Source organism: Escherichia sp. WS1118 (genome assembly GCF_046487695.1).
Lineage (GTDB): Bacteria > Pseudomonadota > Gammaproteobacteria > Enterobacterales > Enterobacteriaceae > Escherichia > Escherichia coli.
Map to the genome: position 1 here is coordinate 225,726 of NZ_JBJQIZ010000009.1, position 26,700 is coordinate 252,425.

Annotated in this window: 26 protein-coding genes and 2 pseudogenes; 9 read left to right on the forward strand and 19 right to left on the reverse strand. The window is 51.5% G+C overall.

What is annotated here, in order from left to right; genetic code table 11:
- Positions 1 to 115: 115 nt before the first annotated feature.
- The 12 genes from acpS to rseD form a co-directional block, all read right to left on the reverse strand.
- Positions 116 to 496, reverse strand: coding sequence for a holo-ACP synthase (gene acpS, locus ACJHYO_RS16820; RefSeq protein ID WP_000986038.1), 381 nt, complete (start codon positions 494 to 496; stop codon positions 116 to 118).
- Positions 496 to 1,227: a pyridoxine 5'-phosphate synthase gene (pdxJ, locus tag ACJHYO_RS16825; protein WP_001445525.1), complete on the reverse strand. Its 732-nt coding sequence runs from the start codon at positions 1,225 to 1,227 to the stop codon at positions 496 to 498. The genes acpS and pdxJ overlap by 1 nt, the downstream gene beginning before the upstream one ends.
- 11 nt (positions 1,228 to 1,238) lie before the next feature.
- A complete protein-coding gene (gene recO, locus ACJHYO_RS16830) occupies positions 1,239 to 1,967 on the reverse strand; it encodes a DNA repair protein RecO (protein WP_000399393.1) in 729 nt (242 codons plus the stop codon).
- 11 nt (positions 1,968 to 1,978) lie between these two features.
- On the reverse strand, positions 1,979 to 2,884 hold the full coding sequence (era, locus tag ACJHYO_RS16835) for a GTPase Era (RefSeq protein ID WP_024223950.1): 906 nt from the start codon (positions 2,882 to 2,884) through the stop codon (positions 1,979 to 1,981).
- Complete coding sequence (rnc, locus tag ACJHYO_RS16840; RefSeq protein ID WP_001068343.1) at positions 2,881 to 3,561, reverse strand: ribonuclease III; 681 nt, start codon at positions 3,559 to 3,561, stop codon at positions 2,881 to 2,883. The genes era and rnc overlap by 4 nt, the downstream gene beginning before the upstream one ends.
- A gap of 271 nt (positions 3,562 to 3,832) precedes the next feature.
- Complete coding sequence (lepB, locus tag ACJHYO_RS16845) at positions 3,833 to 4,807, reverse strand: signal peptidase I (protein WP_000002542.1); 975 nt, start codon at positions 4,805 to 4,807, stop codon at positions 3,833 to 3,835.
- A 15-nt stretch (positions 4,808 to 4,822) separates the two neighbouring features.
- The gene (gene lepA, locus ACJHYO_RS16850; RefSeq protein WP_000790169.1) at positions 4,823 to 6,622 is read right to left on the reverse strand and encodes a translation elongation factor 4; all 1,800 of its coding nucleotides are present in this window, start codon (positions 6,620 to 6,622) and stop codon (positions 4,823 to 4,825) included.
- A gap of 197 nt (positions 6,623 to 6,819) precedes the next feature.
- The gene (gene rseC / locus ACJHYO_RS16855; protein WP_000589057.1) at positions 6,820 to 7,299 is read right to left on the reverse strand and encodes a SoxR-reducing system protein RseC; all 480 of its coding nucleotides are present in this window, start codon (positions 7,297 to 7,299) and stop codon (positions 6,820 to 6,822) included.
- Complete coding sequence (gene rseB / locus ACJHYO_RS16860; protein WP_000812041.1) at positions 7,296 to 8,252, reverse strand: sigma-E factor regulatory protein RseB; 957 nt, start codon at positions 8,250 to 8,252, stop codon at positions 7,296 to 7,298. The genes rseC and rseB overlap by 4 nt, the downstream gene beginning before the upstream one ends.
- Complete coding sequence (gene rseA, locus ACJHYO_RS16865; RefSeq protein WP_001168459.1) at positions 8,252 to 8,902, reverse strand: anti-sigma-E factor RseA; 651 nt, start codon at positions 8,900 to 8,902, stop codon at positions 8,252 to 8,254. The genes rseB and rseA overlap by 1 nt, the downstream gene beginning before the upstream one ends.
- A gap of 32 nt (positions 8,903 to 8,934) precedes the next feature.
- Positions 8,935 to 9,510 carry an RNA polymerase sigma factor RpoE gene (gene rpoE / locus ACJHYO_RS16870; protein ID WP_001295364.1) on the reverse strand — a complete coding sequence of 192 codons (576 nt, stop codon included), beginning with the start codon at positions 9,508 to 9,510 and terminating at the stop codon, positions 8,935 to 8,937.
- Entirely contained in the window at positions 9,507 to 9,662 is a 156-nt protein-coding gene (rseD, locus tag ACJHYO_RS16875; protein ID WP_001303621.1) for a rpoE leader peptide RseD, read from the reverse strand. The genes rpoE and rseD overlap by 4 nt, the downstream gene beginning before the upstream one ends.
- 255 nt (positions 9,663 to 9,917) lie before the next feature.
- Between rseD and nadB the strand changes: the two genes are divergently transcribed.
- A complete protein-coding gene (nadB, locus tag ACJHYO_RS16880; RefSeq protein WP_001094468.1) occupies positions 9,918 to 11,540 on the forward strand; it encodes an L-aspartate oxidase in 1,623 nt (540 codons plus the stop codon).
- On the opposite strand, the gene trmN is transcribed toward nadB, so the two are convergent.
- A complete protein-coding gene (gene trmN / locus ACJHYO_RS16885) occupies positions 11,525 to 12,262 on the reverse strand; it encodes a tRNA(1)(Val) (adenine(37)-N(6))-methyltransferase TrmN (protein ID WP_000083664.1) in 738 nt (245 codons plus the stop codon). The genes nadB and trmN overlap by 16 nt on opposite strands.
- A 131-nt stretch (positions 12,263 to 12,393) precedes the next feature.
- Here trmN and srmB point away from each other — a divergent pair, with 131 nt between their 5' ends.
- Positions 12,394 to 13,728 carry an ATP-dependent RNA helicase SrmB gene (gene srmB, locus ACJHYO_RS16890; protein ID WP_000219193.1) on the forward strand — a complete coding sequence of 445 codons (1,335 nt, stop codon included), beginning with the start codon at positions 12,394 to 12,396 and terminating at the stop codon, positions 13,726 to 13,728.
- 32 nt (positions 13,729 to 13,760) lie between these two features.
- On the opposite strand, the pseudogene ACJHYO_RS16895 reads toward srmB, so the two are convergent.
- Positions 13,761 to 14,642, reverse strand: a pseudogene (locus tag ACJHYO_RS16895) (LysR family transcriptional regulator).
- Between the two features lie 102 nt (positions 14,643 to 14,744).
- Here ACJHYO_RS16895 and eamB point away from each other — a divergent pair.
- The gene (gene eamB / locus ACJHYO_RS16900) at positions 14,745 to 15,332 is read left to right on the forward strand and encodes a cysteine/O-acetylserine transporter (protein WP_000189209.1); all 588 of its coding nucleotides are present in this window, start codon (positions 14,745 to 14,747) and stop codon (positions 15,330 to 15,332) included.
- 55 nt (positions 15,333 to 15,387) lie between these two features.
- On the opposite strand, the gene grcA is transcribed toward eamB, so the two are convergent.
- Positions 15,388 to 15,771 carry an autonomous glycyl radical cofactor GrcA gene (gene grcA, locus ACJHYO_RS16905; RefSeq protein ID WP_000627804.1) on the reverse strand — a complete coding sequence of 128 codons (384 nt, stop codon included), beginning with the start codon at positions 15,769 to 15,771 and terminating at the stop codon, positions 15,388 to 15,390.
- 304 nt (positions 15,772 to 16,075) lie between these two features.
- Between grcA and ung the strand changes: the two genes are divergently transcribed.
- Positions 16,076 to 16,765 carry a uracil-DNA glycosylase gene (gene ung / locus ACJHYO_RS16910; RefSeq protein WP_001262723.1) on the forward strand — a complete coding sequence of 230 codons (690 nt, stop codon included), beginning with the start codon at positions 16,076 to 16,078 and terminating at the stop codon, positions 16,763 to 16,765.
- 47 nt (positions 16,766 to 16,812) lie between these two features.
- Here the strand turns inward: ung and ACJHYO_RS16915 are convergent, their stop codons facing one another.
- Entirely contained in the window at positions 16,813 to 17,850 is a 1,038-nt protein-coding gene (locus tag ACJHYO_RS16915) for a tRNA/rRNA methyltransferase (RefSeq protein WP_021511957.1), read from the reverse strand.
- 206 nt (positions 17,851 to 18,056) lie between these two features.
- On the opposite strand from ACJHYO_RS16915, the gene trxC reads away from it, so the two are divergent.
- From trxC to ACJHYO_RS16940, 5 genes are all read left to right on the forward strand, one after another.
- Positions 18,057 to 18,476 (forward strand): thioredoxin TrxC, encoded by a 420-nt coding sequence (gene trxC / locus ACJHYO_RS16920; RefSeq protein WP_001098726.1) that lies wholly within the window; start codon positions 18,057 to 18,059, stop codon positions 18,474 to 18,476.
- A 68-nt stretch (positions 18,477 to 18,544) separates the two neighbouring features.
- Positions 18,545 to 19,243 (forward strand): tRNA-uridine aminocarboxypropyltransferase, encoded by a 699-nt coding sequence (gene tapT, locus ACJHYO_RS16925; RefSeq protein WP_001298618.1) that lies wholly within the window; start codon positions 18,545 to 18,547, stop codon positions 19,241 to 19,243.
- A gap of 31 nt (positions 19,244 to 19,274) precedes the next feature.
- The gene (patZ, locus tag ACJHYO_RS16930) at positions 19,275 to 21,935 is read left to right on the forward strand and encodes a peptidyl-lysine N-acetyltransferase PatZ (protein WP_085455474.1); all 2,661 of its coding nucleotides are present in this window, start codon (positions 19,275 to 19,277) and stop codon (positions 21,933 to 21,935) included.
- Between the two features lie 113 nt (positions 21,936 to 22,048).
- The gene (gene pssA / locus ACJHYO_RS16935; RefSeq protein ID WP_000949265.1) at positions 22,049 to 23,404 is read left to right on the forward strand and encodes a CDP-diacylglycerol--serine O-phosphatidyltransferase; all 1,356 of its coding nucleotides are present in this window, start codon (positions 22,049 to 22,051) and stop codon (positions 23,402 to 23,404) included.
- A 45-nt stretch (positions 23,405 to 23,449) separates the two neighbouring features.
- Complete coding sequence (locus ACJHYO_RS16940; RefSeq protein ID WP_001467872.1) at positions 23,450 to 23,773, forward strand: YfiM family lipoprotein; 324 nt, start codon at positions 23,450 to 23,452, stop codon at positions 23,771 to 23,773.
- Here ACJHYO_RS16940 and kgtP read toward each other — a convergent pair.
- From kgtP to ACJHYO_RS16955, 3 genes and pseudogenes are all read right to left on the reverse strand, one after another.
- Complete coding sequence (gene kgtP, locus ACJHYO_RS16945) at positions 23,770 to 25,068, reverse strand: alpha-ketoglutarate permease (protein WP_001443088.1); 1,299 nt, start codon at positions 25,066 to 25,068, stop codon at positions 23,770 to 23,772. The genes ACJHYO_RS16940 and kgtP overlap by 4 nt on opposite strands.
- 343 nt (positions 25,069 to 25,411) lie before the next feature.
- Positions 25,412 to 26,378 (reverse strand): annotated as a pseudogene (locus ACJHYO_RS16950) (IS110 family transposase).
- A 243-nt stretch (positions 26,379 to 26,621) separates the two neighbouring features.
- A partial coding sequence (locus ACJHYO_RS16955) for an IS3 family transposase (RefSeq protein ID WP_322967685.1) occupies positions 26,622 to 26,700 on the reverse strand: 79 nt, incomplete at its 5' end.

The window sequence follows — 26,700 nt, forward strand, 5'->3', positions numbered from 1 at the left end:
TGATCCATAATCATTTTCGTTGGAATCGTGTGCTGCACAAAATTAAAGTTAAAAAGTAAAACCCCCGTTCCTTACCAGTTCGGGGGTTTTACTTTATAAAGAGAACGGTATTATTTTAACTTTCAATAATTACCGTGGCACAAGCATAGTGGCGCTCATCGGCAAGCGTTACATGCATATTTACAACGCCGAGCTTTTCCGCCAGTTTTAATGCCTCACCCCATAGCCGTAGCCGTGGTTTGCCGAGCTCATCATTGAATACTTCAAACTGATTAAACGCCAGACCATTGCGGATCCCTGTGCCAAATGCTTTTGCCGCCGCTTCTTTCACAGCAAAACGCTTCGCCAGAAAACGCACTGGCTGGTGGTGCGTTTTCCAGATTTCCCATTCGTTATCGCTTAATACGCGGCGTGCCAGGCGCTCACCGGACCGGGCGATCACCGCTTCTATGCGAGCGATCTCTACGATATCCGTACCTAAACCTAATATTGCCATTAGCCACGCGCTTCCAGCATCAGACGCTTCATTTCTGCCACCGCATCTTTCAGTCCGGTCATCACTGCACGACCAATAATGGCATGACCGATATTCAGTTCATGCATCTCAGGGATGGCGGCAATGGCTTTCACGTTGTGATAGGTCAGACCGTGTCCGGCGTTAACTTTCAGACCGAGACTAGTGGCAAAGGTCGCGGCTTTGGCGATACGCGCCAACTCTTGCGCCTGTTCGGCGTCAGTTTTGGCATCAGCATAGCAACCGGTGTGGATCTCGATAAACGGTGCGCCAACCTCTGCCGCAGCTTTGATCTGATCTTCATCGGCGTCGATAAACAGAGAAACCAGGATCCCGGCCTCCGCCAGACGTTTGCAGGCATCGCGCATTTTGTCACGCTGCCCTGCGACGTCCAGGCCGCCTTCGGTTGTGACTTCCTGACGCTTTTCCGGTACCAGGCAGCAAAAATGTGGCTTCGTCTCAACAGCGATCGCCAGCATCTCTTCGGTCACCGCCATCTCCAGATTCATGCGGGTATCCAGCGTCTGACGCAGGATGCGCACATCACGGTCAGTAATGTGGCGGCGATCTTCACGTAAATGCACGGTAATGCCGTCCGCTCCCGCCTGCTCAGCAATAAACGCCGCCTGCACCGGATCCGGGTAAGCAGTACCGCGTGCGTTACGCAGCGTTGCAATATGGTCAATGTTGACGCCTAACAGTAATTCAGCCATGACAATCCTCATCATTCATAATGTGTTTTCACCGTTCGCTTAGGCATAAACTGCCGGAACAGTTCCCTGCTCTTTAATGGTTTACCGCCAAGATACGGCTTAAGCGCCATGCGGGTAAAGCGTTTCGCGGCGCGCAGTGTGTCTGCGTCAGGAAATTCCCGCGCGTTTAACGCTTTTAACTGCCTTCCGGTGAACGTTTTATTGTCGATAACGACGCTTGCGATAAACCCTTTTTCTTCGCGATAACGATACGTCATGGTGTCATCTACCGGCTCGCCGCTACCCGCACAATGGGTAAAATTGACGCCATAGCCCAGATGCCCGAGCAGTGCCAGTTCAAAGCGGCGCAGCGCGGGTTCTGGCGTACCAGTGGCACCTGCAAGTGACTGAATGCAGTGCAAGTAATCGAAAAAGAGTTCAGAGAAGCGCGTCTCGTATTCCAGTACGCGGGAGAGAAGTTCGTTGATGTACAGACCGCTGTAAAGCGTGATACCGCTTAATGGCAGCGCCAGCGAGACAGCTTCAGCACTGCGCAGCGTTTTGACTTCGCCACGCCCGCCAAAACGTAGCAAGAGAGGGGTGAAAGGCTGTAATGCCCCTTTCAGAGTAGAGCGTTTAGAGCGTGCGCCTTTGGCAACCAGACGCACGCGACCCGATTCCTCCGTGAAGACGTCCAGCATCAGGCTGGTTTCGCTCCACGGGCGACTATGCAGGACAAATGCGCGCTGCCAGCCTTCCATCGGAGTTACTCTTAAAGATCGTCAACGTAACCGAGACTGCGCAGTGCGCGTTCGTCGTCGGCCCAACCGGATTTCACTTTTACCCACAGCTCAAGGTGAACAGGCGCTTCGAACATTTCCTGCATGTCTTTACGCGCTTCAATCCCGATGGTTTTGATCTTGGCCCCTTTGTTGCCAATGACCATCTTCTTCTGCCCTTCACGCTCAACGAGAATCAAACCGTTGATGTCATAACCGCCGCGTTCGTTAGAGACGAAACGTTCGATCTCCACGGTCACGGAGTACGGCAGTTCAGCGCCGAGAAAACGCATCAGTTTTTCGCGGATAATTTCAGACGCCATAAAACGCTGTGAGCGATCGGTGATGTAATCTTCCGGGAAGTGATGGGTCGCTTCAGGCAGATGCTTACGCACGATTGCCGCGATAGTGTCGACATTCAGCCCGGTTTCGGCAGAGATCGGCACGATATCGAGGAAGTTCATCTGGCTTGCCAGGAACTGTAAGTGTGGCAGCAGATCGGCTTTTTCCTGCACGTTGTCCACTTTGTTCACCGCGAGGATTACCGGCGCTTTGCCATCACGCAGCTTGTTGAGCACCATTTCATCGTCCGGCGTCCAGCGGGTGCCTTCTACGACAAAAATCACCAGCTCAACGTCGCCGATAGAGCTGCTCGCCGCTTTGTTCATCAGGCGGTTAATGGCGCGTTTTTCTTCCATATGCAGGCCAGGGGTATCAACGTAGATCGCCTGATACGCGCCTTCAGTATGGATCCCCACAATGCGGTGACGAGTTGTTTGCGCCTTGCGGGAGGTGATGGAGATCTTCTGCCCCAGCAGTTTGTTCAACAATGTGGATTTGCCAACGTTCGGACGTCCGACGATAGCAACAAATCCGCAGTAACTTTTATCGATGCTCATTCCAGCTCCAGTTTTTTCAACGCCTGTTCGGCGGCAGCCTGCTCAGCCTTACGACGGCTTGAACCTGTGCCAACCACCGGTTCACTCAGGCCGCTGACCTGGCAGTGGATAGTAAATTCCTGATCGTGCGCTTCGCCACGTACCTGGACTACCAGATAAGTTGGCAGCGGCAGATGGCGACCCTGCAAATATTCCTGCAGACGCGTTTTCGGATCTTTTTGTTTATCGCCTGGGCTAATTTCGTCCAGACGAGTTTGATACCAGTTGAGGATTAATTTCTCGACGGTTTGAATATCACTGTCGAGGAATACGCCACCAATTAATGCCTCGACGGTGTCAGCGAGAATTGACTCACGACGAAATCCACCGCTTTTAAGTTCACCTGGCCCTAAACGTAAGCACTCACCTAACTCAAATTCGCGCGCCAGTTCAGCCAGCGTATTACCACGGACCAGCGTGGCGCGCATCCGGCTCATATCGCCTTCATCCACACGAGGGAAACGGTGATAAAGCGCATTGGCGATAACGTAGCTCAGAATAGAGTCACCTAAAAATTCTAAACGCTCGTTATGTTTACTGCTGGCACTACGATGAGTTAATGCCTGCTGCAACAGTTCCTGATGATTAAAAGTGTAGCCCAGCTTCCGTTGAAGCCGATTAATTACGATGGGGTTCATGCGATACCAATAAATAAATGCGTCAACAATTCAGCACACGAAACAGACCTGATATACATGGCTCGGCTAACTGCTTCACTGCAGTTTCAGTTTACCGGTATATGGGGACCAACGCTGTTTCGTGTGCCGTGGCAACCTGGAGGTGCCAACCTTAAACTTCGGGGGAATATTCTATACACAACGACGGGGGATGTCGTTAGCCACGGGAGATTTATCTCATAAATAATTCACGTTGTCGCCATAACGGCGACAACGTGAACGAAGATGGCTATTAATGGATACCGCCAATGCGACTTAAGCGCACACCAGTCGGCCATTCGCCTTCTTGCTTATCGAAGCTCATCCAGATAGCCGTTGCCCGACCGACCAGATTCGCTTCAGGCACAAAACCCCAGTAACGGCTGTCCGCGCTGTTGTCGCGGTTGTCGCCCATCATGAAGTATTGTCCCGGCGGAACAATCCAGGTTGCCAGTTGTTGCCCTGGCTGCTGGTAATACATCCCCACCTGGTCCTGCGCAATCGGCACTGTCAGAATGCGGTGCGTCACATCACCCAATGTCTCTTTACGCTCGGAAAGACGAATTCCATTTTCTTTGGTTTCGTTTTTCGGCACTTCAAAGAATCCGCTGGTCGCTTCCCCACCATTACGGCGTGAGAAGGTCTGAACGAAATCGCTCGGTTCCACGTTGGAGTAAGTGACCGGTAGCGCGTTTTCACACGCCTGGCCGGAACTGCATCCCGGTTGAATCGTCAGCTCTTTTGAGACCGGATCATAAGTGACTTTATCGCCCGGCAAACCCACCGCGCGCTTGATGTAATCAAGCTTTGGATCTTCCGGATATTTAAAGACCACGATATCGCCGCGTTTCGGATGACCGGTTTCGATCAGCGTTTTCTGGTAGATAGGATCTTTAATGCCATAAGCAAACTTCTCTACCAGAATAAAATCACCGATTAATAGAGTCGGCATCATCGAACCTGACGGGATCTGGAACGGTTCATAAATAAACGAACGCACAATCAATACGATAGCCAGTACCGGAAAAACAGAAGCACCGGTTTCCAGCCAGCCAGGCTTCGGCGCAACCTTTTTCAGCGTTGCTTTATCCAGTGAGTCACCGGCAGCCGCCTGCGCCGCTGCCTGACGTTCCCGCCGTTTAGGTGCGAAAAAGAATTTATCCACGCACCATAAAATGCCCGTCACCAGTGTGGCAATCACCAGAATCAGGGCAAACATATTCGCCATGCCAACTCCTAAGGGTTATTTGTTGTCTTTGCCGACGTGCAGAATGGCGAGGAACGCTTCCTGCGGCAGCTCGACGTTACCGATCTGCTTCATGCGTTTCTTACCTTCTTTCTGCTTCTGCAGCAGCTTTTTCTTACGACTGATATCGCCGCCATAACATTTAGCCAGTACGTTTTTACGCAGCTGTTTCACGGTGGAGCGCGCAATGATGTGCGTACCAATCGCTGCCTGAATGGCGATATCAAACTGCTGGCGCGGGATCAGATCTTTCATCTTCTCCACCAGCTCGCGACCGCGGTTTTGCGAATTACCACGGTGGGTGATCAGCGCCAACGCATCAACACGTTCACCGTTGATTAATACGTCTACACGTACCATGTCGGACGCCTGGAAGCGTTTGAAGTTGTAATCCAGAGACGCATAACCACGCGAGGTAGATTTCAGGCGATCGAAGAAGTCGAGCACCACTTCCGCCATCGGGATCTCGTACGTCAGCGCCACCTGATTACCGTGGTAAACCATATTGGTCTGCACGCCGCGTTTTTCTACGCACAGCGTAATAACGTTGCCGAGATATGCCTGCGGTAGCAGCATGTGACACTCTGCAATCGGCTCGCGCAGTTCGTAAATGTTATTTACCGCTGGCAGCTTGGATGGGCTGTCGACGTAGATAACTTCTCTTGACGTGGTTTCAACTTCATACACTACAGTCGGCGCAGTGGTGATCAGATCCAGATCGTATTCACGTTCCAGACGTTCCTGGATGATCTCCATGTGCAGCAGGCCAAGGAAGCCGCAGCGGAAACCAAAGCCCAGCGCGCTGGAGCTTTCCGGCTCATAGAACAGTGAGGCATCGTTCAGGCTGAGTTTACCCAGCGCGTCACGGAAGGCTTCATAGTCGTCGGAACTTACCGGGAACAGACCGGCGTATACCTGCGGTTTGACTTTCTTAAAGCCAGGCAGCGCCTTTTCTGCCGGATTACGCGCCAACGTTAGGGTATCGCCTACTGGAGCGCCGTGGATATCTTTAATCGCACATACCAGCCAGCCTACTTCGCCACATTTCAGTTCAGTACGGTCAACCTGCTTCGGCGTGAAGATGCCCAGACGATCGGCGTTATAGGTCTGCCCGGTGCTCATGACTTTCACTTTGTCGCCCTTACGCAGGGTGCCGTTTTTAATACGGATAAGTGAAACAACGCCCAGATAGTTGTCGAACCAGGAGTCGATAATTAGTGCCTGCAACGGGCCTTCCGGATCGCCTTCCGGCGGCGGAATGTCGCGCACAAGACGTTCGAGAACGTCCTGCACGCCAACGCCGGTTTTCGCTGAACAGCGCACCGCGTCGGTGGCGTCGATGCCGACGATATCTTCAATTTCTTCCGCCACGCGTTCAGGATCGGCTGCCGGCAGGTCAATCTTGTTCAGTACCGGCACCACTTCGAGATCCATTTCCATGGCGGTGTAGCAGTTTGCCAGGGTTTGCGCTTCTACGCCCTGCCCGGCATCGACCACCAGCAGTGCGCCTTCACAGGCAGCCAGCGAACGGGAAACCTCATAGGAGAAGTCTACGTGGCCCGGGGTGTCGATAAAGTTAAGCTGATAGGTTTCGCCATCAGACGCTTTGTAGTCCAGCGTCACGCTTTGCGCTTTGATGGTAATGCCACGCTCACGCTCAAGATCCATGGAATCGAGAACCTGCGCCTCCATTTCACGGTCAGACAGGCCACCGCAGATCTGGATAATACGGTCAGACAGCGTCGATTTACCGTGGTCAATGTGAGCTATGATCGAAAAGTTACGTATATTCTTCATAAAGTATGATTATTGTGCCTTAATGCCCGGTTAACCAGGCTTTTAGAAGTCGCTGTTCTGAGCTTAACGTCTGTATTAATAGAAACGCCGCATTCTACACTACAACATTGAGGCGAGGAAATGTTCATACCGTATGGATTGTGGTATATGGAAACGTCCTCGCATTTGTTATGCAAAATGCAACAAAGCCAGTGAAATCACTGGCTCGCGTCTTCCGAAGATGTTTCAAATCGCACAAGGCCAGGCGGCAATGCCACGCTTAAGATGATCGGTTGCCATTCTGCCCGGGCAGCAAACTTACGCGAATAGCCGCGCGCAATCAGGAACCCACCAATACCGCCGAGGATCGCACCACATAATGCTGCGACGTCAGAAGCAAAGAGTAGCTGAAATAGCGAAGCGATGAGGAATAATCCCACCAGCGGCGACATATAAACCAGTAATGCGGAGCTAAGAAGGCTGCCTTCGGCGATCCCCAATTCCACTTTTTGCCCCGGCACTAGCGGCTCATCACAGGGTACGACAATGGTATGCGTGGTTTGCGGGCCAAGTTTATTCAACACACGGCTACCGCAACCGGCGCGTGAAGCGCAGCTGCTGCATGAGGCTTTAACATCACAACTGACCAGCGCCTGCCCGTTTTCCCAGGAGACGACGGTAGCCCACTCTTTGATCATTGCGCTGTCCCGAACTTAATATTCTCGGCAATGCGTTTCGCCGTTTGCGGCGGCAGTTCACCAACAATGGTGATTTCGGCGTTATCACGTACGCTTGTACTGACGGTTCTGCGTCCGGTGCGCAACATCTGATCGGTGCTCGATGGCGTAGCGCGGTTAACGTTTACCGAGAAGCTGAATAATCCGTCGGAATAGAGACGTGATTCGATAGGCATGTTGTCCATCGTCGGTAGCGGACGTCGACTACTGGAAACTTCGCTAAAACCCTGTGGCAGCCAGGTTGGCGTCCAGCTGAATTTAGCTTTTTCACCGACAGGAACAGAAAGCAACGGCGGCAAATTTGCCTTCGCCAGCGTCTGCATACTGCTGCCGATATCCTGATTGACGTTAAAAGCAATCACGCGAAATTGTTCCAGCGTTTCACCATCGCGATCAAGGAGATCAACCCGCATCGGTAATTTCGATTCGGTGTCCATCCACACGATGTAGCTGTAGCGTGTACCATCTCGGGCAACCACGCGAATGACTTCGCAAAGACGATCAGCAATACGCGTGCGCCCGACGGAGATAAAGTCGTAGTAAGGAGAAAGGCGTTTGAAATCGGTATAGATGAGCGATGGCAGAGAATCAACAATGTAATCGCCATTAAGCGTGAACGGTTCAAGTCCCGGTTCAAAATAGCTGATTTCATTGCCGCGCTGTACCACTTCCCGGCGCGGGCCATCCATTTGCAACAATTGTGCAAGAGGACGGTTATCGAGGCGTGCATGTCGATAACGCAGAGACTCAACACCCTGTTTATTGATGCTGATGAATGACAGCTCGTAATTCAGTGACTGACTGGCCAGGTTCATCTGCTGTAATAACGCCCCGGACGCGGGAGTGGCCGAGGCGTTAGCAGAGAATAACAGGCTACCTGTCACTAATGACATGGCAAACCAAAGTTGCTTCATTACTGCGATTGCGTTCCTAAAGTTTGAATTCCTGGCACCTGTACAGCGGCTTGCTGAGTTTGTGCCTGCTCAAACTGAAGCTGTTCAGAGTGGAGTCGGCGTTGCAGTTCGTAATCCTGCAACATTGCATTAATGCGACGACGCTGCTCCTGTACCTGCTGCTGTTGACCATTATTTGCGGTCGCTTCAGAAGGTACTCCCAGACTAACCGGGCTGGCTTTACCCATCATCGGCAGTGTATTAAATACTGGCGTTTCGGGCTGCTGGGACGTTTCAGATTGCCCATTATAGTGCTGGACGCCAACGATAACTGCAAGCGATACGCATGCTGCTACGCCCATTTGGGTAAGCTGTGCCGCCCACGGACGTACTTTCTGCCAGAATGGCATTTTCTGCCATTGATGCGGCGCAGGCTGGGCTTCCGGGATCAATGTCGCCGGTTGACGTACTGGCTCTTCTTCAATGGCGGCCATCACACGTGAAGAGATATCGAAATGGAGCACCTCGGGAGTATCACCCCGCATTGAGTCACGGATCAAGTGATAGCTTTCCCAGGTTTTCTGCATTTCTGGGTTATGAGCCAGTTCGTTAAGCAGCTCACTATCCAGCGTTTCGCCATCCATTAAAGCGGAAAGTTGTTCTTTCTGCATGCCTAATACCCTTATCCAGTATCCCGCTATCGTCAACGCCTGATAAGCGGTTGAACTTTGTTATCAATAGCTTCCCTCGCTCGGAAGATACGTGAACGCACCGTACCTACCGGACAATCCATGATAGCGGCTATCTCTTCATAGCTCAGGCCATCCAGCTCCCGCAAGGTTATTGCCATGCGTAAATCTTCCGGGAGGGACTCAATAGTTCGGAAAACTATCTGTCTCAGTTCTTCTGACAACATTAAGTTCTCAGGGTTCGAAATTTCTTTCAACGCGCCGCCACTTTCGAAGTTTTCAGCTTCAATGGCATCCACATCACTGGAAGGTGGACGACGCCCCTGAGCAACCAAGTAATTTTTCGCTGTATTTACAGCAATCCGATACAGCCATGTATAAAAAGCGCTATCTCCCCGGAACGAATCCAGCGCACGATAGGCTTTAATAAAAGCTTCTTGTACCACATCGGGAACATCACCCGACGGCACATAGCGGGAAACCAGACTCGCCACTTTATGCTGATAGCGCACTACCAGTAAGTTAAAGGCTTTCTGATCTCCCTTCTGGACCCGTTCAACCAGGACCTGGTCCGTTAACTGCTCGCTCATCCGAGGTAAAGTCTCCCCAAACCAAATTTCCACGCGCTATCGAAACGCCACTCCATTAGCTGCAATTTGAGCAAGCAAAGGGTTAGAGTGTCTCGTTTTTGTAAAGTTCCGTAACGCATCTGTTTTTGTTTGTCATGCTGTAGACGGATCATTATCTATCATTATAAGTCTACAGAATCTGAACATCGCATTATCTGTGTAGAAATGCCCATTTAACTGCCTGAAGAGTAACCCAACGGCCTTTTTATTTCACCACCTAATCCTCCACCAGCCAGTAACTTCTCTTTTTCTCGCCGCCCTGCGTCAGCGTGTTTAGCAACTGTAACAAATATTAAAATAGCAGGTGTTTATCCGCACAACATGATGCTATGCTGACCAAACCATGTTTAGTAAATTAAACAAAGAAAATGAATACTCTCCCTGAACATTCATGTGACGTGTTGATTATCGGTAGCGGCGCAGCTGGACTTTCACTGGCGCTACGCCTGGCTGACCAGCATCAGGTCATCGTTCTAAGTAAAGGCCCGGTAACGGAAGGTTCAACATTTTATGCCCAGGGCGGTATAGCCGCCGTGTTTGATGAGACTGACAGCATTGACTCGCATGTGGAAGACACATTGATTGCCGGGGCTGGTATTTGCGATCGTCATGCAGTTGAATTTGTCGCCAGCAATGCACGATCCTGTGTGCAATGGCTAATCGACCAGGGGGTGTTGTTTGATACCCACATTCAACCGAATGGCGCAGAAAGCTACCATCTGACCCGTGAAGGTGGACATAGTCACCGTCGAATTCTTCATGCCGCCGACGCCACCGGTAGAGAAGTAGAAACCACGCTGGTGAGCAAGGCGCTGAACCATCCGAATATTCGCGTGCTGGAGCGCAGCAACGCGGTTGATCTGATTGTTTCTGACAAAATTGGCCTGCCGGGCACGCGACGGGTTGTTGGCGCGTGGGTATGGAACCGAAATAAAGAAACGGTGGAAACCTGCCACGCAAAAGCAGTGGTACTGGCAACCGGCGGTGCGTCGAAGGTTTATCAGTACACCACCAATCCGGATATTTCTTCTGGCGATGGCATTGCTATGGCGTGGCGCGCAGGCTGCCGGGTTGCCAATCTCGAATTTAATCAGTTCCACCCTACCGCGCTGTATCACCCACAGGCACGCAATTTCCTGTTAACAGAAGCACTGCGCGGCGAAGGCGCTTATCTCAAGCGCCCGGATGGCACGCGTTTTATGCCCGATTTTGATGAGCGCGGCGAACTGGCCCCGCGCGATATTGTCGCCCGCGCGATTGACCATGAAATGAAACGCCTCGGCGCGGATTGTATGTTCCTCGACATCAGCCATAAGCCCGCCGATTTTATTCGCCAGCATTTCCCGATGATTTATGAAAAGTTATTGGGACTGGGGATTGATCTCACGAAAGGCCCTGTGCCGATTGTGCCTGCTGCACACTATACCTGCGGTGGTGTAATGGTGGATGATCATGGGCGTACGGACGTCGAAGGTTTGTACGCCATTGGCGAAGTGAGTTATACCGGCTTACACGGCGCTAACCGCATGGCCTCGAATTCATTACTGGAGTGTCTGGTTTACGGCTGGTCAGCGGCGGAGGATATTACCAGGCGTATGCCTTATGCCCACGACGTCAGTACGTTACCGCCGTGGGATGAAAGCCGTGTTGAGAACCCTGACGAACGGGTGGTGATTCAACATAACTGGCACGAGCTACGTCTGTTTATGTGGGATTACGTTGGCATTGTGCGCACAACGAAGCGCCTGGAACGCGCCCTGCGGCGGATAACCATGCTCCAACAAGAAATAGACGAATATTACGCCCATTTCCGCGTCTCAAATAATTTGCTGGAGCTGCGTAATCTGGTACAGGTTGCCGAGTTGATTGTTCGCTGTGCGATGATGCGCAAGGAGAGTCGGGGGTTGCATTTCACGCTGGATTATCCGGAACTGCTCACGCATTCCGGTCCATCGATCCTTTCTCCCGGCAATCATTACATAAACAGATAAAAAGCCTGGGTCAGCGCCGTATACGCTTCGGAATAGTTCTGGTCTGGCCCACGAATGACTAAGCGATCGCTAAAGCATTCTCCCGCCTGCGGGGAGAATGCCAGCAGCACCCGATGCGGCAGTCGCGCTTCGTTTTCCGCCACATCCGTCCGCAAACGTAAATGCCAGCCCATACTTAATGCCAGTTCAGTAAAACCATTACCAATCTGCTCTGGCAGCACCACGCAGAAAAATCCCTCTTCGGTAATGCACTCCGCCGCACAAGTCAGCAACGATGGGTGATCAAGCGTAGTGGTATAGCGAGCCTGTTCCCGTTGAGGTGTCGCGCACTCTACTCCCTGCTGATAGTAAGGTGGGTTGCTGATGATTAAATCGAAGCGTACTGTCTGCTGTGTGATCCACTGCAGAATATCCGCCGTATGGACGTTAATCCGCTCTGCCCACGGGGACTGGTTGATATTTTCCTGCGCTTGCGCGGCAGCTTCACTTTCCAGTTCAACTGCATCAATCATCACGCTGTCATCTGTTCGCTGCGCCAGCATTAATGCCAACAACCCGCTACCCGCGCCGATATCAAGGCAACGTTTTACCCCAGCCACAGGTGCCCATGCGCCCAGCAAAATGCCATCCGTTCCCACTTTCATCGCACAGCGATCGTGAGCAACAAAAAACTGTTTAAAAGTAAATCCATTACGACGAAACACGGATGTAGACTGTGACATGAAAATAAAACCTTGCAGGAAAAACGGCGATAGCACCGGGTGAGAACAATACCCGAGAAGCGATATCCATACAAACAGATGAAGATTGCAGCCGTAACGTCTATAATCAGCGCCCCACACAGAGGTAGAACATGACTGTAACGACTTTTTCCGAACTTGAACTCGACGAAAGCCTGCTGGAAGCCCTCCAGGATAAAGGTTTCACTCGCCCGACCGCCATTCAGGCTGCCGCCATTCCGCCTGCGCTCGATGGCCGTGATGTACTCGGTTCTGCGCCGACAGGCACCGGTAAAACGGCGGCGTATCTGCTGCCAGCGTTGCAGCACCTGCTCGATTTCCCACGTAAGAAATCCGGTCCGCCGCGTATTTTGATCCTCACCCCGACTCGCGAACTGGCGATGCAGGTGGCCGATCATGCCCGCGAACTGGCGAAACATACGCATCTGGATATTGCCACCATCACCGGCGGCGTGGCCTATATGAACCACGCAGAAGTGTTCAGCGAAAACCAGGACATTGTGGTCGCCACGACCGGACGTCTGCTGCAATACATAAAAGAAGAGAACTTCGATTGCCGCGCGGTTGAAACGCTGATCCTCGACGAAGCAGACCGTATGCTGGATATGGGCTTCGCCCAGGATATCGAACATATTGCTGGCGAAACGCGCTGGCGTAAACAGACCCTGCTCTTTTCGGCAACGCTGGAAGGCGATGCGATTCAGGACTTTGCCGAGCGTCTGTTGGAAGATCCGGTGGAAGTTTCTGCCAATCCGTCCACCCGTGAGCGCAAAAAAATTCATCAGTGGTATTACCGCGCCGATGATCTTGAGCATAAAACCGCGTTGCTGGTGCATCTGTTAAAACAGCCGGAAGCGACCCGCTCAATTGTGTTTGTGCGTAAGCGTGAGCGTGTGCATGAGCTGGCAAACTGGCTGCGCGAAGCAGGCATCAACAACTGCTATCTCGAAGGTGAGATGGTACAAGGCAAGCGTAACGAAGCGATTAAACGCTTGACCGAAGGCCGCGTAAACGTACTGGTTGCTACCGATGTTGCCGCGCGCGGTATCGACATTCCTGACGTCAGCCACGTCTTTAACTTCGATATGCCGCGCAGTGGCGATACTTATTTGCACCGTATCGGACGTACCGCGCGCGCCGGTCGTAAAGGCACCGCGATTTCGCTGGTGGAAGCCCATGACCATCTGCTGCTGGGCAAAGTTGGTCGCTATATTGAAGAGCCAATTAAAGCTCGCGTAATTGACGAGTTACGCCCGAAAACGCGTGCGCCAAGCGAGAAGCAGACCGGCAAGCCATCGAAGAAAGTACTGGCAAAACGCGCCGAGAAGAAAAAAGCTAAAGAGAAAGAGAAGCCGCGGGTGAAAAAACGCCATCGCGACACCAAAAATATTGGTAAGCGCCGTAAACCAAGCGGAACGGGCGTGCCACCGCAAACGACAGAAGAGTAATCTCAATGCCGGGTTTAAGCCCGGCATTGTTTTTATCCCGGCAAAAAACACTCTTCAACACACTGAATAAAAGTGTGCATCGCCGGGCTAACCGCTTTTCCGGCATGGTGAGCGCACATTGCCGTAATGGTCTGCGACTGTTCGCCAAAAGGCAATTCAATTAATTCTCCGCACTCCAACTCTTTTACCACCGCAAAACGCGGCAGGTAACTGACTCCGATATTTGCCGCGACACAACGCTTGATGCTTTCGATACTTATAAGCTCAATGGTGTTTTCCACCGTGATCCGCCGCTGGCGCAGCGTGCTCTCAAATATCTGCCGGAAGACACATTGTGGTTCGTTGATAATAAAGCTACAGGCGTTATGTCTTCCCGGCTCAGTAAAATCGACATCTGCAATTTGCGGTGAAGCCACCAGCGCCAGCGGTGGCTTCACCCAACTCTCGTCGGTTCAGAGCATCATCATTCCCTACGCGATAAAAAACCCCGACATCGGCCTCATCATTCAGTAGCGCATCACGGATCACGTAACAGTTCAGCGACTGCAACGATAAACGCATTTTGGAGCGCGTTGCCGAAAACGCTGCAACACCTGCGGCATTCGATAAGAGAGCAATGTTTCGCCTGAAATAACGCGTAGTTCCCCGTCCGGATCCGACTCTTTTTTAGCAGCCTCACGAAGCGTATCCATCACTCGGGTAAGTTCATAGATATGCGGCAGCAGCTTTTTTCCTTCGCGGGTAAGGCACATTCGTCGACCAATTTTCTCAAACAATTGTACCGAGAACTCCTGCTCAAGCTGCTGAATATGAAAAGTCACCGTCGATTGTGTGCAGCACAATTTTTGCGAAGCTCGCAAAAAGGAACCCTCTTCCACCACGGTTTTAAGTGTAATAAAACGGCGCAGATCCATAACCCCAAACCTATCGAAAATATCGAATTTAGAATGTAAAAACATTCATTTTTTTAAATGTTCCGTGTCGGGTACTGTCTACCAAAACAGAGGAGATAACAAGTGACACCGACCCTTTTAAGTGCTTTTTGGACTTACACCCTGATTACCGCCATGACGCCAGGACCGAACAATATTCTCGCCCTTAGCTCTGCTACGTCGCATGGATTTCGTCAAAGTACCCGTGTGCTGGCAGGGATGAGTCTGGGATTTTTGATTGTGATGTTACTGTGTGCGGGCATTTCATTTTCACTGGCAGTGATTGACCCGGCAGCGGTACACCTTTTGAGTTGGGCGGGGGCGGCATATATTGTCTGGCTGGCGTGGAAAATCGCCACCAGCCCAACAAAGGAAGACGGACTTCAGACAAAACCAATCAGTTTTTGGGCCAGCTTTGCTTTGCAGTTTGTGAACGTCAAAATCATTTTGTACGGTGTTACGGCACTGTCGACGTTTGTTCTGCCGCAAACACAGGCGCTAAGCTGGGTAGTTGGCGTCAGCGTTTTGCTGGCGATGATTGGGACGTTTGGCAATGTGTGCTGGGCGCTGGCGGGGCATCTGTTTCAGCGATTGTTTCGCCAGTATGGTCGCCAGTTAAATATCGTGCTTGCCCTGTTGCTGGTCTATTGCGCGGTACGCATTTTCTATTAACGAAAAAAAGCGGAAGAGGTCGCCCTCTTCCGCTTAGTAACTTGCTACTTAAGCCTTACAGGCTTTCAGTAAAGGTACGAGCGATAACGTCGCGCTGCTGTTCCGGAGTCAGAGAGTTAAAGCGAACTGCATAACCGGATACACGGATGGTCAGCTGCGGATATTTTTCCGGATGCTTAACTGCATCTTCCAGAGTTTCACGACGCAGAACGTTAACGTTCAGGTGTTGACCACCTTCAACGCGAACTTCTGGTTTCACTTCTACTGGAACTTCACGGTATTCAATGTCACCCAGTTTGCTTACTGCAACCACTTCGTCTTCTGCAAAACCTGCTTTCGCAACGATGCAACGCGCTTCGCCTTTTTCGCTGTCCAGCAACCAGAAAGAGTTCAGCAGATCGTCGTTAGCGGCTTTAGTAATCTGGATACCTGTAATCATGTGATGCCTCCCCGGCAAAATTATTTGATTTGTTCAGCCTGTCGCGGCCAATTGGTAAAACCATTGTTGCTTGAGTGTATATATACTCCTCAAACACCCTTGATTCTTTGATTTAAATCAATAAAAACCATATATCAAGTGTGGTCACAAATGGATTTTATTGTTTTACATCAACTTATGCAGATGTGAAATTTTACCAATTTACATTTTTTTGCATGTCTTTTTGTCTATAAAATGAGCATGATTTTGTTCTGTAGAAAGAAGCAGTTAAGCTAGGCGGATTAAAGATTCGCAGGAGAGCGGGATGGCTAACGAATTAACCTGGCATGATGTGCTGGCTGAAGAGAAGCAGCAACCCTATTTTCTTAATACCCTTCAGACCGTCGCCAGCGAGCGGCAGTCCGGCGTCACTATCTATCCACCACAAAAAGATGTCTTTAACGCGTTCCGCTTTACGGAGTTGGGTGACGTTAAAGTGGTGATTCTCGGTCAGGATCCTTATCACGGACCAGGACAGGCGCATGGTCTGGCATTTTCCGTTCGCCCCGGCATTGCGACACCACCGTCACTGCTGAATATGTATAAAGAGCTGGAAAATACTATTCCCGGTTTCACCCGCCCTAATCATGGTTACCTTGAAAGCTGGGCGCGTCAGGGTGTTCTGCTGCTCAATACTGTCTTGACGGTTCGCGCTGGTCAGGCGCATTCCCACGCCAGCCTCGGCTGGGAGACGTTTACTGATAAAGTCATCAGCCTCATAAATCAGCATCGCGAAGGCGTGGTGTTTTTGTTGTGGGGATCACATGCGCAAAAGAAAGGGGCGATTATAGATAAGCAACGCCATCATGTACTGAAAGCACCGCATCCGTCGCCGCTTTCGGCGCATCGTGGATTCTTTGGCTGCAACCATTTTGTGCTGGCAAATCAGTGGCTGGAACAACGTGGCGAGACGCCGATTGACTGGATGCCAGTATTACCGGCAGAGAGTGAGTAAATTTGCGGGAAAATGCCGGATGGCAGAGTTGCCACCCGGCTGATTTATCAGGCTTTATTCTGACGCCACCATTCGCCAAGAAGAACGCCGGTTGCGACAGAGATATTCAGCCCGGCAACGTTGCCAGTACCATCAATCTTCACGCGCAGATCGTTCGGATCGCGTGCGGCATCCGGTAACCCTTCATATTCCTGACCCAGCACCAGTACCATTTTCGCTGGCAGACTGGTTTTGAACAGCGGTTTACCCTGCTCGCTGGAAGTTGTCACTATGGTGTAACCCGCCTGACGGAAATCATCCAGCACGTTAACAATGTTGTCGCCAGTAATCGGCTGAACGTGCTCTGCGCCGCCTTCTGCGGTACGGATAGCCGCCCCAGACTCCAGCAGTGCTGCATCCTGCACCACAACACCTTTCACGCCGAAGTGCGCACAGCTACGCATCATGCCGCCCAGGTTATGCGGGTTAGATTCGTTTTCCAGGGCCAGTACACAATCCTGCGCGCCTGCCTGGCTTACCCACTGCTGCACGGTTGTACCGTTACGCTTTTTGATCAGGAAGCAAACGCCGCCGTGATGTTCCGTGCCTGACGCTTTTGTCAGTTCCGCTTCATCCACCACATGGTACGCTTTGCGGTTTGCCGCCATCCAGCGCAAGGCTTCTTTAAAACGTGGCGTTACGCTCTGGATAAACCAGGCGCGAACAATCGCTTCCGGACGGCTCTGGAACAGTGCCTGACAGGCGTTTTCGCCGTAGACGCGGGTTTCTTCCGCACGCTGACGACGCAAAACTTCCGGATCAATAAAACTTTTACCACTGATGCCACCGTGATCGGCCTTTTCCGGCGTCTCATCACCCGGCGCGCGGGAAACCGTGCGCCACGGCGAATCTTCCCACTTGCGGTCACGGTGCTGACTCTGTTTGTCATCGCGGGCGGGGCGACGGCCACCGTCAGCACGAGATTTTCCTGGACGCCCGCCCCCTTTCCCGGTACGCGGGTTGTGGGTACGTTTATCAGAATCATCATCACTGCGGACATACATCACTTTGACCTTGCCGCTTTTACCTTTCATTTCATCGTTCATGCTTTTCTCCACCAGCGCTGCGCGAAGCGCGCAGATTACCCGAAGTCCGCGCGGTTCGCCATGATTTCGTTCCAAAGCCTGTGTCTATCATACCCATTGAATAAAACAGATTGTTGTCTGGAACAATGTCCCCGATAATATGTAACATATTAGAAACATACCGGCGTCGTTGCCGATAAGTCTCCTTACTCATCCCGAGGTTAGTTATGAATACCGTTTGTACCCATTGTCAGGCCATCAATCGCATTCCCGACGATCGGATCGAAGATGCGGCAAAATGCGGACGCTGCGGTCACGACTTGTTTGACGGAGAGGTGATTAATGCGACCGGTGAAACGCTCGACAAATTGCTGAAAGATGATCTACCTGTGGTGATCGACTTCTGGGCACCGTGGTGCGGCCCCTGCCGTAATTTCGCACCAATTTTTGAAGATGTTGCGCAAGAGCGTAGCGGTAAAGTGCGCTTTGTGAAAGTGAATACCGAAGCTGAACGTGAATTGAGCAGCCGCTTTGGAATTCGTAGTATACCGACGATCATGATTTTCAAAAATGGTCAGGTTGTCGACATGCTTAATGGCGCAGTACCGAAAGCGCCGTTCGACAGCTGGCTGAACGAATCTCTTTAATCTTACCGGGGCGCATCTTGTGCCCCGTTTTCTCCTCTGCGACAATGGCGTTTTTTCGACGCTCTCTTATGACCGAAAACGCTGTTCTCCAGTTACGCGCCGAGCGTATTGCGCGCGCAACACGTCCTTTTCTTGCCCGCGGTAATCGCGTTCGTCGCTGCCAACGCTGTCTTTTGCCAGAGAAATTATGTCTCTGTTCGACAATTACCCCAGCACAAGCAAAAAGTCGCTTCTGTTTGCTGATGTTCGACACCGAGCCAATGAAGCCCAGTAATACCGGGCGTCTGATTGCTGATATTTTGCCTGATACCGTTGCGTTTCAATGGTCGCGTACCGAACCCTCGCAAGATTTGCTGGATCTGGTGCAAAACCCGGACTATCAGCCAATGGTGGTCTTTCCCGCTTCGTATGCTGATGAGCAACGGGAAGTGATCTTCACACCACCTGCCGGTAAGCCTCCGCTATTTATCATGCTCGATGGTACCTGGCCAGAAGCTCGCAAGATGTTTCGTAAAAGTCCGTATCTGGATAATCTTCCCGTCATTTCCGTCGATCTTTCTCGGCTTTCTGCCTATCGCCTGCGTGAAGCCCAGGCTGAAGGCCAATATTGTACTGCCGAGGTAGCCATCGCACTGTTAGATATGGCCGGCGATACCAGGGCGGCGACAGGGTTAGGCGAGCATTTTACCCGCTTTAAAACACGCTATCTGGCAGGAAAAACGCAACATCCGGGAAGCATCACAGCAGAACAGTTAGAAAGCGTTTAAAATCATTCGGTCACTTCTGCGGGAGACCGATATGAGTCAGCGAGGACTGGAAGCACTACTGCGACCAAAATCGATTGCGGTAATTGGCGCATCAATGAAACCCAATCGCGCAGGTTACCTGATGATGCGTAACCTGCTGGCGGGAGGCTTTAACGGACCGGTACTCCCGGTGACGCCAGCCTGGAAAGCGGTGTTGGGTGTGTTGGCCTGGCCGGATATTGCCCGCTTGCCCTTTACACCCGACCTTGCGGTTTTATGTACCAATGCCAGCCGTAATCTTGCTCTTCTGGAAGAGCTCGGCGAGAAAGGCTGTAAAACCTGCATTATTCTTTCCGCCCCGGCATCGCAACACGAAGATCTCCGCACCTGCGCCCTGCGCCATAACATGCGCCTGCTAGGACCAAACAGTCTGGGCTTACTGGCTCCCTGGCAAGGTCTGAATGCCAGCTTTTCACCTGTGCCGATTAAACGCGGCAAGCTGGCGTTTATTTCGCAATCGGCTGCTGTCTCCAACACCATCCTCGACTGGGCGCAACAGCGTGAGATGGGCTTTTCCTACTTTATTGCGCTCGGCGACAGCCTGGATATCGACGTTGATGAATTGCTCGACTATTTGGCGCGCGACAGTAAAACCAGCGCCATCCTGCTCTATCTCGAACAGTTAAGCGACGCGCGACGCTTTGTTTCGGCAGCCCGTAGTGCCTCGCGCAATAAACCGATTTTGGTGATTAAAAGCGGACGTAGCCCGGCGGCTCAACGTCTGTTGAACACCACGGCAGGAATGGATCCGGCGTGGGATGCAGCTATTCAGCGTGCCGGTTTGTTGCGGGTACAGGACACCCACGAACTGTTTTCGGCGGTGGAAACCCTTAGCCATATGCGCCCGCTGCGTGGCGACCGGTTGATGATTATCAGCAACGGTGCTGCGCCTGCCGCGCTGGCGCTGGATGCCTTATGGTCACGCAATGGCAAGCTGGCAACGCTAAGCGAAGAAACCTGCCAGAAACTGAGCGATGCACTGCCTGGGCATGTGGCAATCTCTAACCCGCTCGATCTGCGCGATGACGCCAGCAGCGAGCATTATGTCAAAACGCTGGACATTCTGCTCCACAGCCAGGATTTTGATGCGCTGATGGTTATTCATTCGCCCAGCGCCGCTGCTCCCGCAACAGAAAGCGCACAAGTATTAATTGAAGCGGTAAAGCATCATCCCCGCAGCAAATATGTCTCTTTGCTGACGAACTGGTGCGGCGAGCACTCCTCGCAAGAGGCACGACGTTTATTCAGCGAAGCCGGGCTGCCGACCTACCGTACTCCGGAAGGAACCATCACTGCTTTTATGCATATGGTCGAGTACCGACGTAATCAGAAGCAACTACGCGAAACGCCGGCGTTGCCCAGCAATCTGACTTCCAATACCGCAGAAGCGCATCTTCTGTTGCAACAGGCGATTGCCGAAGGGGCTACGTCGCTCGATACCCATGAAGTTCAGCCCATCCTGCAAGCGTATGGTATGAATACTCTCCCTACCTGGATTGCCAGTGACAGCACCGAAGCGGTACATATTGCCGAACAGATTGGCTATCCGGTGGCACTGAAATTGCGCTCGCCGGATATTCCACATAAATCGGAAGTTCAGGGCGTCATGCTCTACCTACGTACAGCCAATGAAGTCCAGCAAGCGGCAAACGCTATTTTCGATCGCGTAAAAATGGCCTGGCCGCAGGCGCGGGTCCACGGCCTGTTGGTGCAAAGTATGGCTAACCGTGCTGGCGCTCAGGAGTTGCGGGTTGTGGTTGAGCACGATCCGGTTTTCGGGCCGTTGATCATGCTGGGTGAAGGCGGTGTGGAGTGGCGTCCTGAAGATCAAGCCGTCGTCGCACTGCCGCCGCTGAACATGAACCTGGCCCGTTATCTGGTCATTCAGGGAATAAAAAGTAAAAAGATTCGTGCGCGCAGTGCACTGCGTCCATTGGATGTTGCAGGCTTGAGCCAGCTTCTGGTGCAGGTTTCCAACTTGATTGTCGATTGCCCGGAAATTCAGCGTCTGGATATTCATCCTTTGCTGGCTTCTGGCAGTGAATTTACCGCGCTGGATGTCACGCTGGATATCGCGCCGTTTGAAGGTGATAACGAGAGCCGGCTGGCTGTGCGCCCTTATCCGCATCAGCTGGAAGAATGGGTAGAATTGAAAAACGGTGAACGCTGCTTGTTCCGCCCGATTTTGCCAGAAGATGAGCCACAGCTTCAGCAATTCATTTCGCGAGTCACCAAAGAAGATCTTTATTACCGCTACTTTAGCGAGATCAACGAATTTACCCATGAAGATTTAGCCAACATGACGCAGATCGACTACGATCGGGAAATGGCATTTGTAGCGGTACGACGAATTGATCAAACGGAAGAGATCCTCGGCGTCACACGTGCGATCTCCGACCCTGATAACATCGATGCCGAATTTGCCGTGCTGGTTCGCTCGGATCTCAAAGGGTTAGGCTTAGGTCGGCGCTTAATGGAAAAGTTGATTACCTATACGCGAGATCACGGACTACAACGTCTGAATGGTATTACGATGCCAAACAATCGTGGCATGGTGGCGCTGGCCCGCAAGCTAGGGTTTAACGTTGATATCCAGCTCGAAGAGGGGATCGTTGGGCTTACGCTAAGTCTTGCCCAGCGCGAGGAATCATGAGTAAGGTACTGGAAATGTTGACCACTTAATCGGGACTGGTGTTATTATTGCCCGCTTATGTCGTCTGCATTGCACAGAGGACCCTTCAATGAACAGAGAAGAAATGCACTGTGATGTTGTCAAAATTTAAGCGTAATAAACATCAACAACACCTTGCCCAACTACCCAAGATTTCTCAATCAGTTGATGATGTCGATTTCTTTTACGCTCCCGCCGACTTCCGGGAGACGTTGCTGGAAAAAATAGCCAGCGCGAAGCAGCGCATTTGCATTGTTGCCCTGTATCTCGAACAGGATGACGGTGGCAAAGGCATTCTGAACGCGTTGTATGAGGCTAAAAGGCAGCGTCCGGAACTGGATGTGCGGGTGCTGGTCGACTGGCATCGTGCACAACGTGGACGCATTGGCGCTGCGGCATCTAACACTAACGCTGACTGGTACTGCCGCATGGCGCAGGAAAATCCGGGCGTAGATGTTCCGGTTTATGGCGTTCCAATCAATACCCGTGAAGCCCTTGGTGTTCTGCACTTTAAAGGCTTTATCATCGACGATAGCGTACTTTATAGCGGTGCCAGCCTGAACGATGTTTACCTGCATCAGCACGATAAATATCGCTACGACCGTTATCATCTGATCCGTAACCGTAAGATGTCAGACATTATGTTTGAATGGGTTACACAGAATATTATGAATGGCCGCGGCGTTAATCGTCTGGATGATGTTAATCGGCCAAAAAGCCCGGAAATCAAGAACGACATTCGCCTGTTCCGCCAGGAGCTGCGTGATGCCGCTTATCATTTCCAGGGCGATGCCGACAACGATCAGCTTTCCGTAACGCCGCTAGTGGGGCTGGGGAAATCGAGTCTGTTGAACAAGACTATTTTCCATCTTATGCCTTGTGCCGAGCAGAAACTAACCATCTGTACGCCATACTTCAACCTGCCAGCAATCCTTGTGCGCAATATTATCCAGTTGCTGCGCGAAGGGAAAAAGGTCGAAATTATTGTTGGTGATAAAACCGCGAACGACTTCTACATTCCGGAAGATGAACCTTTCAAGATAATTGGCGCATTGCCTTATCTCTATGAGATCAATCTGCGTCGTTTCCTGAGTCGTTTACAGTATTACGTCAACACTGACCAGTTAGTAGTTCGGTTATGGAAAGATGACGACAACACCTATCACCTGAAAGGGATGTGGGTTGATGATAAGTGGATGTTGATCACCGGTAATAACCTGAACCCGCGCGCCTGGCGTCTGGATCTGGAAAACGCCATTTTGATCCACGATCCACAACTGGAGCTTGCGCCGCAGCGAGAGAAAGAACTGGAGCTGATCCGCGAGCATACCACCATCGTTAAGCACTATCGCGATCTGCAAAGTATTGCCGATTATCCGGTGAAGGTTCGTAAACTCATCCGCCGTCTGCGCCGTATCCGCATCGACCGATTAATTAGCCGCATCCTGTAATCACAACCCCGTCCTGTACGGGGTTTGTTTTTTGGAGGCCACGTTTTGCGTATTCTTTTTGTCTGTTCGCTATTGTTACTTTCTGGATGCAGCCATATGGCTAACGATAACTGGAGCGGGCAGGATAAAGCTCAACACTTTATCGCCTCGGCGATGCTTTCCGCCGCCGGAAATGAATATTCACAGCATCAGGGGATGAGCCGGGATCGCAGTGCCATGTTTGGATTGATGTTCTCTGTCAGTCTGGGGGCGTCAAAAGAGCTTTGGGATAGCCGCCCTGAGGGGAGCGGCTGGAGCTGGAAGGATTTTGCCTGGGATATCGCCGGTGCAAGCACCGGCTATACCGTCTGGCAACTGACCCGTCACTAAAGCCGCATCCCTTTTCCTTTACGGTGCAATGTTAGTGAAACCAGAAACGCCACCACGGCCATCAAGGTCACATACCAGAAGAAGGCTGTTTCCATTCCTATTGATTTCAGCGACAACGCTACGTACTCCGCCGAACCACCAAATATAGCATTGGCGACCGCATATGACAGACCAACGCCTAATGCGCGAACCTGTGCCGGGAACATCTCAGCCTTCAGTATTCCACTGATTGAAGTATAAAAACTCACTATCAGCAGGGCGCACATCACCAGACCAAAAGCGGCATAAGGCGAGGAAACGTTCTGCAATGCTGAGAGAATAGGAACGGTAAAAATGGTTGCCAGAGAACCGAAACATAACATTGAGGTACGGCGACCAATCTTATCCGACAGCGCGCCAATAAGTGGTTGAATAAGCATGAATACAAACAATGCGGCAGTCATAATGCCACTCGCCACGTTGGCATGCATTCCCGCAGTATTTACCAGATACTTCTGCATATAAGTGGTGAAGGTATAGAAACAAAGGGAGCCCGCAGCGGTAAAACCGAGAACCATGATGAATGCACGGCGATTGCGCCATAATCCTTTCAGAGATCCAGCTTCTTTTAAAGCGCGTGTTTCTTGTTGTGAAGTTTCATCTAACTGACGACGTAACCACAACGCCACAACAGCTAACACAGCCCCTAACGCGAAAGGAATACGCCATCCCCACTCTCTGAGTACAGCGTCTTCCATGGTGTGTTGTAAAACCACGACAACCAGTAGAGCTAGCAGTTGCCCGCCGATCAACGTCACATACTGAAATGATGCATAAAAACCTTTGCGCCCTTCAACGGCAACTTCACTCATATAGGTGGCGCTGGTGCCATATTCTCCGCCAACGGATAATCCCTGGAATAAACGCGCGAGAAGCAATAATGCCGGAGCCCAGGTACCGATTGTTTCGTAGCCTGGCAAACAGGCGATAACCAGTGAGCCGAAACACATCATACACACCGATAACAGCATCGATTTTTTGCGACCATGTTTATCGGCTATGCGGCCAAATAGCCAACCGCCTATTGGGCGCATCAGAAATCCCGCAGCAAAAACACCTGCTGTTTGCAGTAGTTGAGTCGTCGTGTTCCCGGAAGGGAAGAAGATGTGGGCGAAGTAGAGTGAACAGAACGAGTAGACATAGAAATCGAACCACTCGACCAGATTACCTGAAGAGGCCCCAACAATTGCCCAAATACGGCGACGAGTATCACTACTTGTCAGTTTGCTGTCTGCCGTTACAGTACTTTCAGCCATGCCATTATGTCTCCTGCCGTAATCCGATGCTTTTGTCGGTCGCTTTTGTTTGTTTTTTTGGTAAGAAAAATGTTATACATTTGTTGCATATCATTATGCAACCTTAACCATGAATTTAGTTAGCAGGAAAATGGTTATTAAGGAGCTTAAGGATAGATTTCTGGTAAGGAGGAAGTATGGAAGTGGGCAATTTGGGGAAGCCGTATTCGCTGTTGAATCTGGCTTATGTGGGAGCGTAGATACTGTTACGGCCAGCAAGTTTTTTCCTGGTCCAGTCTCCCGGATTGCAGGCATGCCAGACACAGCGCCGTCAGGCGCTGTTGTTTCATCCCTTCCGCGATTTTTACGCAGCTACCGGATTATGCCGTGACGCATCGAACGGCACGCCTGACTTCAGCACTCCATACGCCACCTGTGCCAGCTTGCGCATTATCGAGCCGAGAATCACCTTTCCTTTCTTGCCATTAGCTGCCAACGCCCGTCCCCACTCAGTCTTACTGGTGGCTACCATTGCAGGCATATACAACGGCCTGCGAAGCGACACATGTCCGGCTTTACTCAACCGGCTTGCCCCTCTCACACTACTGCCTGATTCATAACGCCGTGGTGTCAGACCCGCAAAAGCGGCGAACTGTCTGGCATGGGCAAAACGGTCCTTCAGACCATGTAAGCCAGCAATACCGCAGATGTTTTCTCTCCGATACCCGGGATGCTTTCCAGCAGTTTCCTGCGGTGTTTCATATCCGGATCATCGTCTGTCAGGTCTTTTATCTGCTTCTCAAGACGCTTCAGCTCTGCTTCAAGCCACAGAAGGTGAGCATCAATGCTCGGCCTCTGGACTTCCCGCGCCGTTTCAGTGCGATTCAGTTCCTGCCTGTGCATATCTGTCAGCGCCTGGTGGCGTACTACCAGGGCATGCAACGCGCGTTCAAGCGGGTGATGCGCTTCCCAGGCTGCAGGGCGCTTCTGACGACAGAACTCTACCAGCATGCGGCATCCACGGTATCAGTCTTGTTACGCAGTCCTTCACTCTGAGCGAAAGCTTTACCCAGTGCAGGATTAATGACTGACACTATGTAGCCAGCATCGTAAAGGCACTCTGCGACAGGTTCCATATAGGTGCCGGTCGCTTCGATGCAGATATGCGCATGGTCAATCTTGTGACATTTCAGCCAACTCACCAGCTCATCGTGCCCTTTAGTGGTGTTAGCGAATTTTTTGGTGCGATGACGACCATCAGGACGCAACACATCGACATCCAGTTTCTCTTTAGCGGTGTCGATACCGATATAATGAAGTTCATGTTCCATAGTGAAACCAACCTTGCAAATACGGATTACCGGGAAAACCGGTCTATGATACTGTCCGGTTTATCACTTCGGGAGAAAGGCAGTCCGCCGCATAAATCTACCATGCAGGTTAGAACCCAAGGCCGGATACGGCATGCGGACTGCAGGCAGAGAAAACTGGCCGATTTTCTCTGCACTGGAGGGATAATACAAGGTCGGATAAGATGCGGCATGAACTGAACCCCAAAACCTGGACAGTTTCAGTTAACCGGCTTTTTGATACTCAGTCCGGTATTCTACCGGGCTGAGTCCCCCAAGACTGAGTTTTATTCTTTTTTGATTC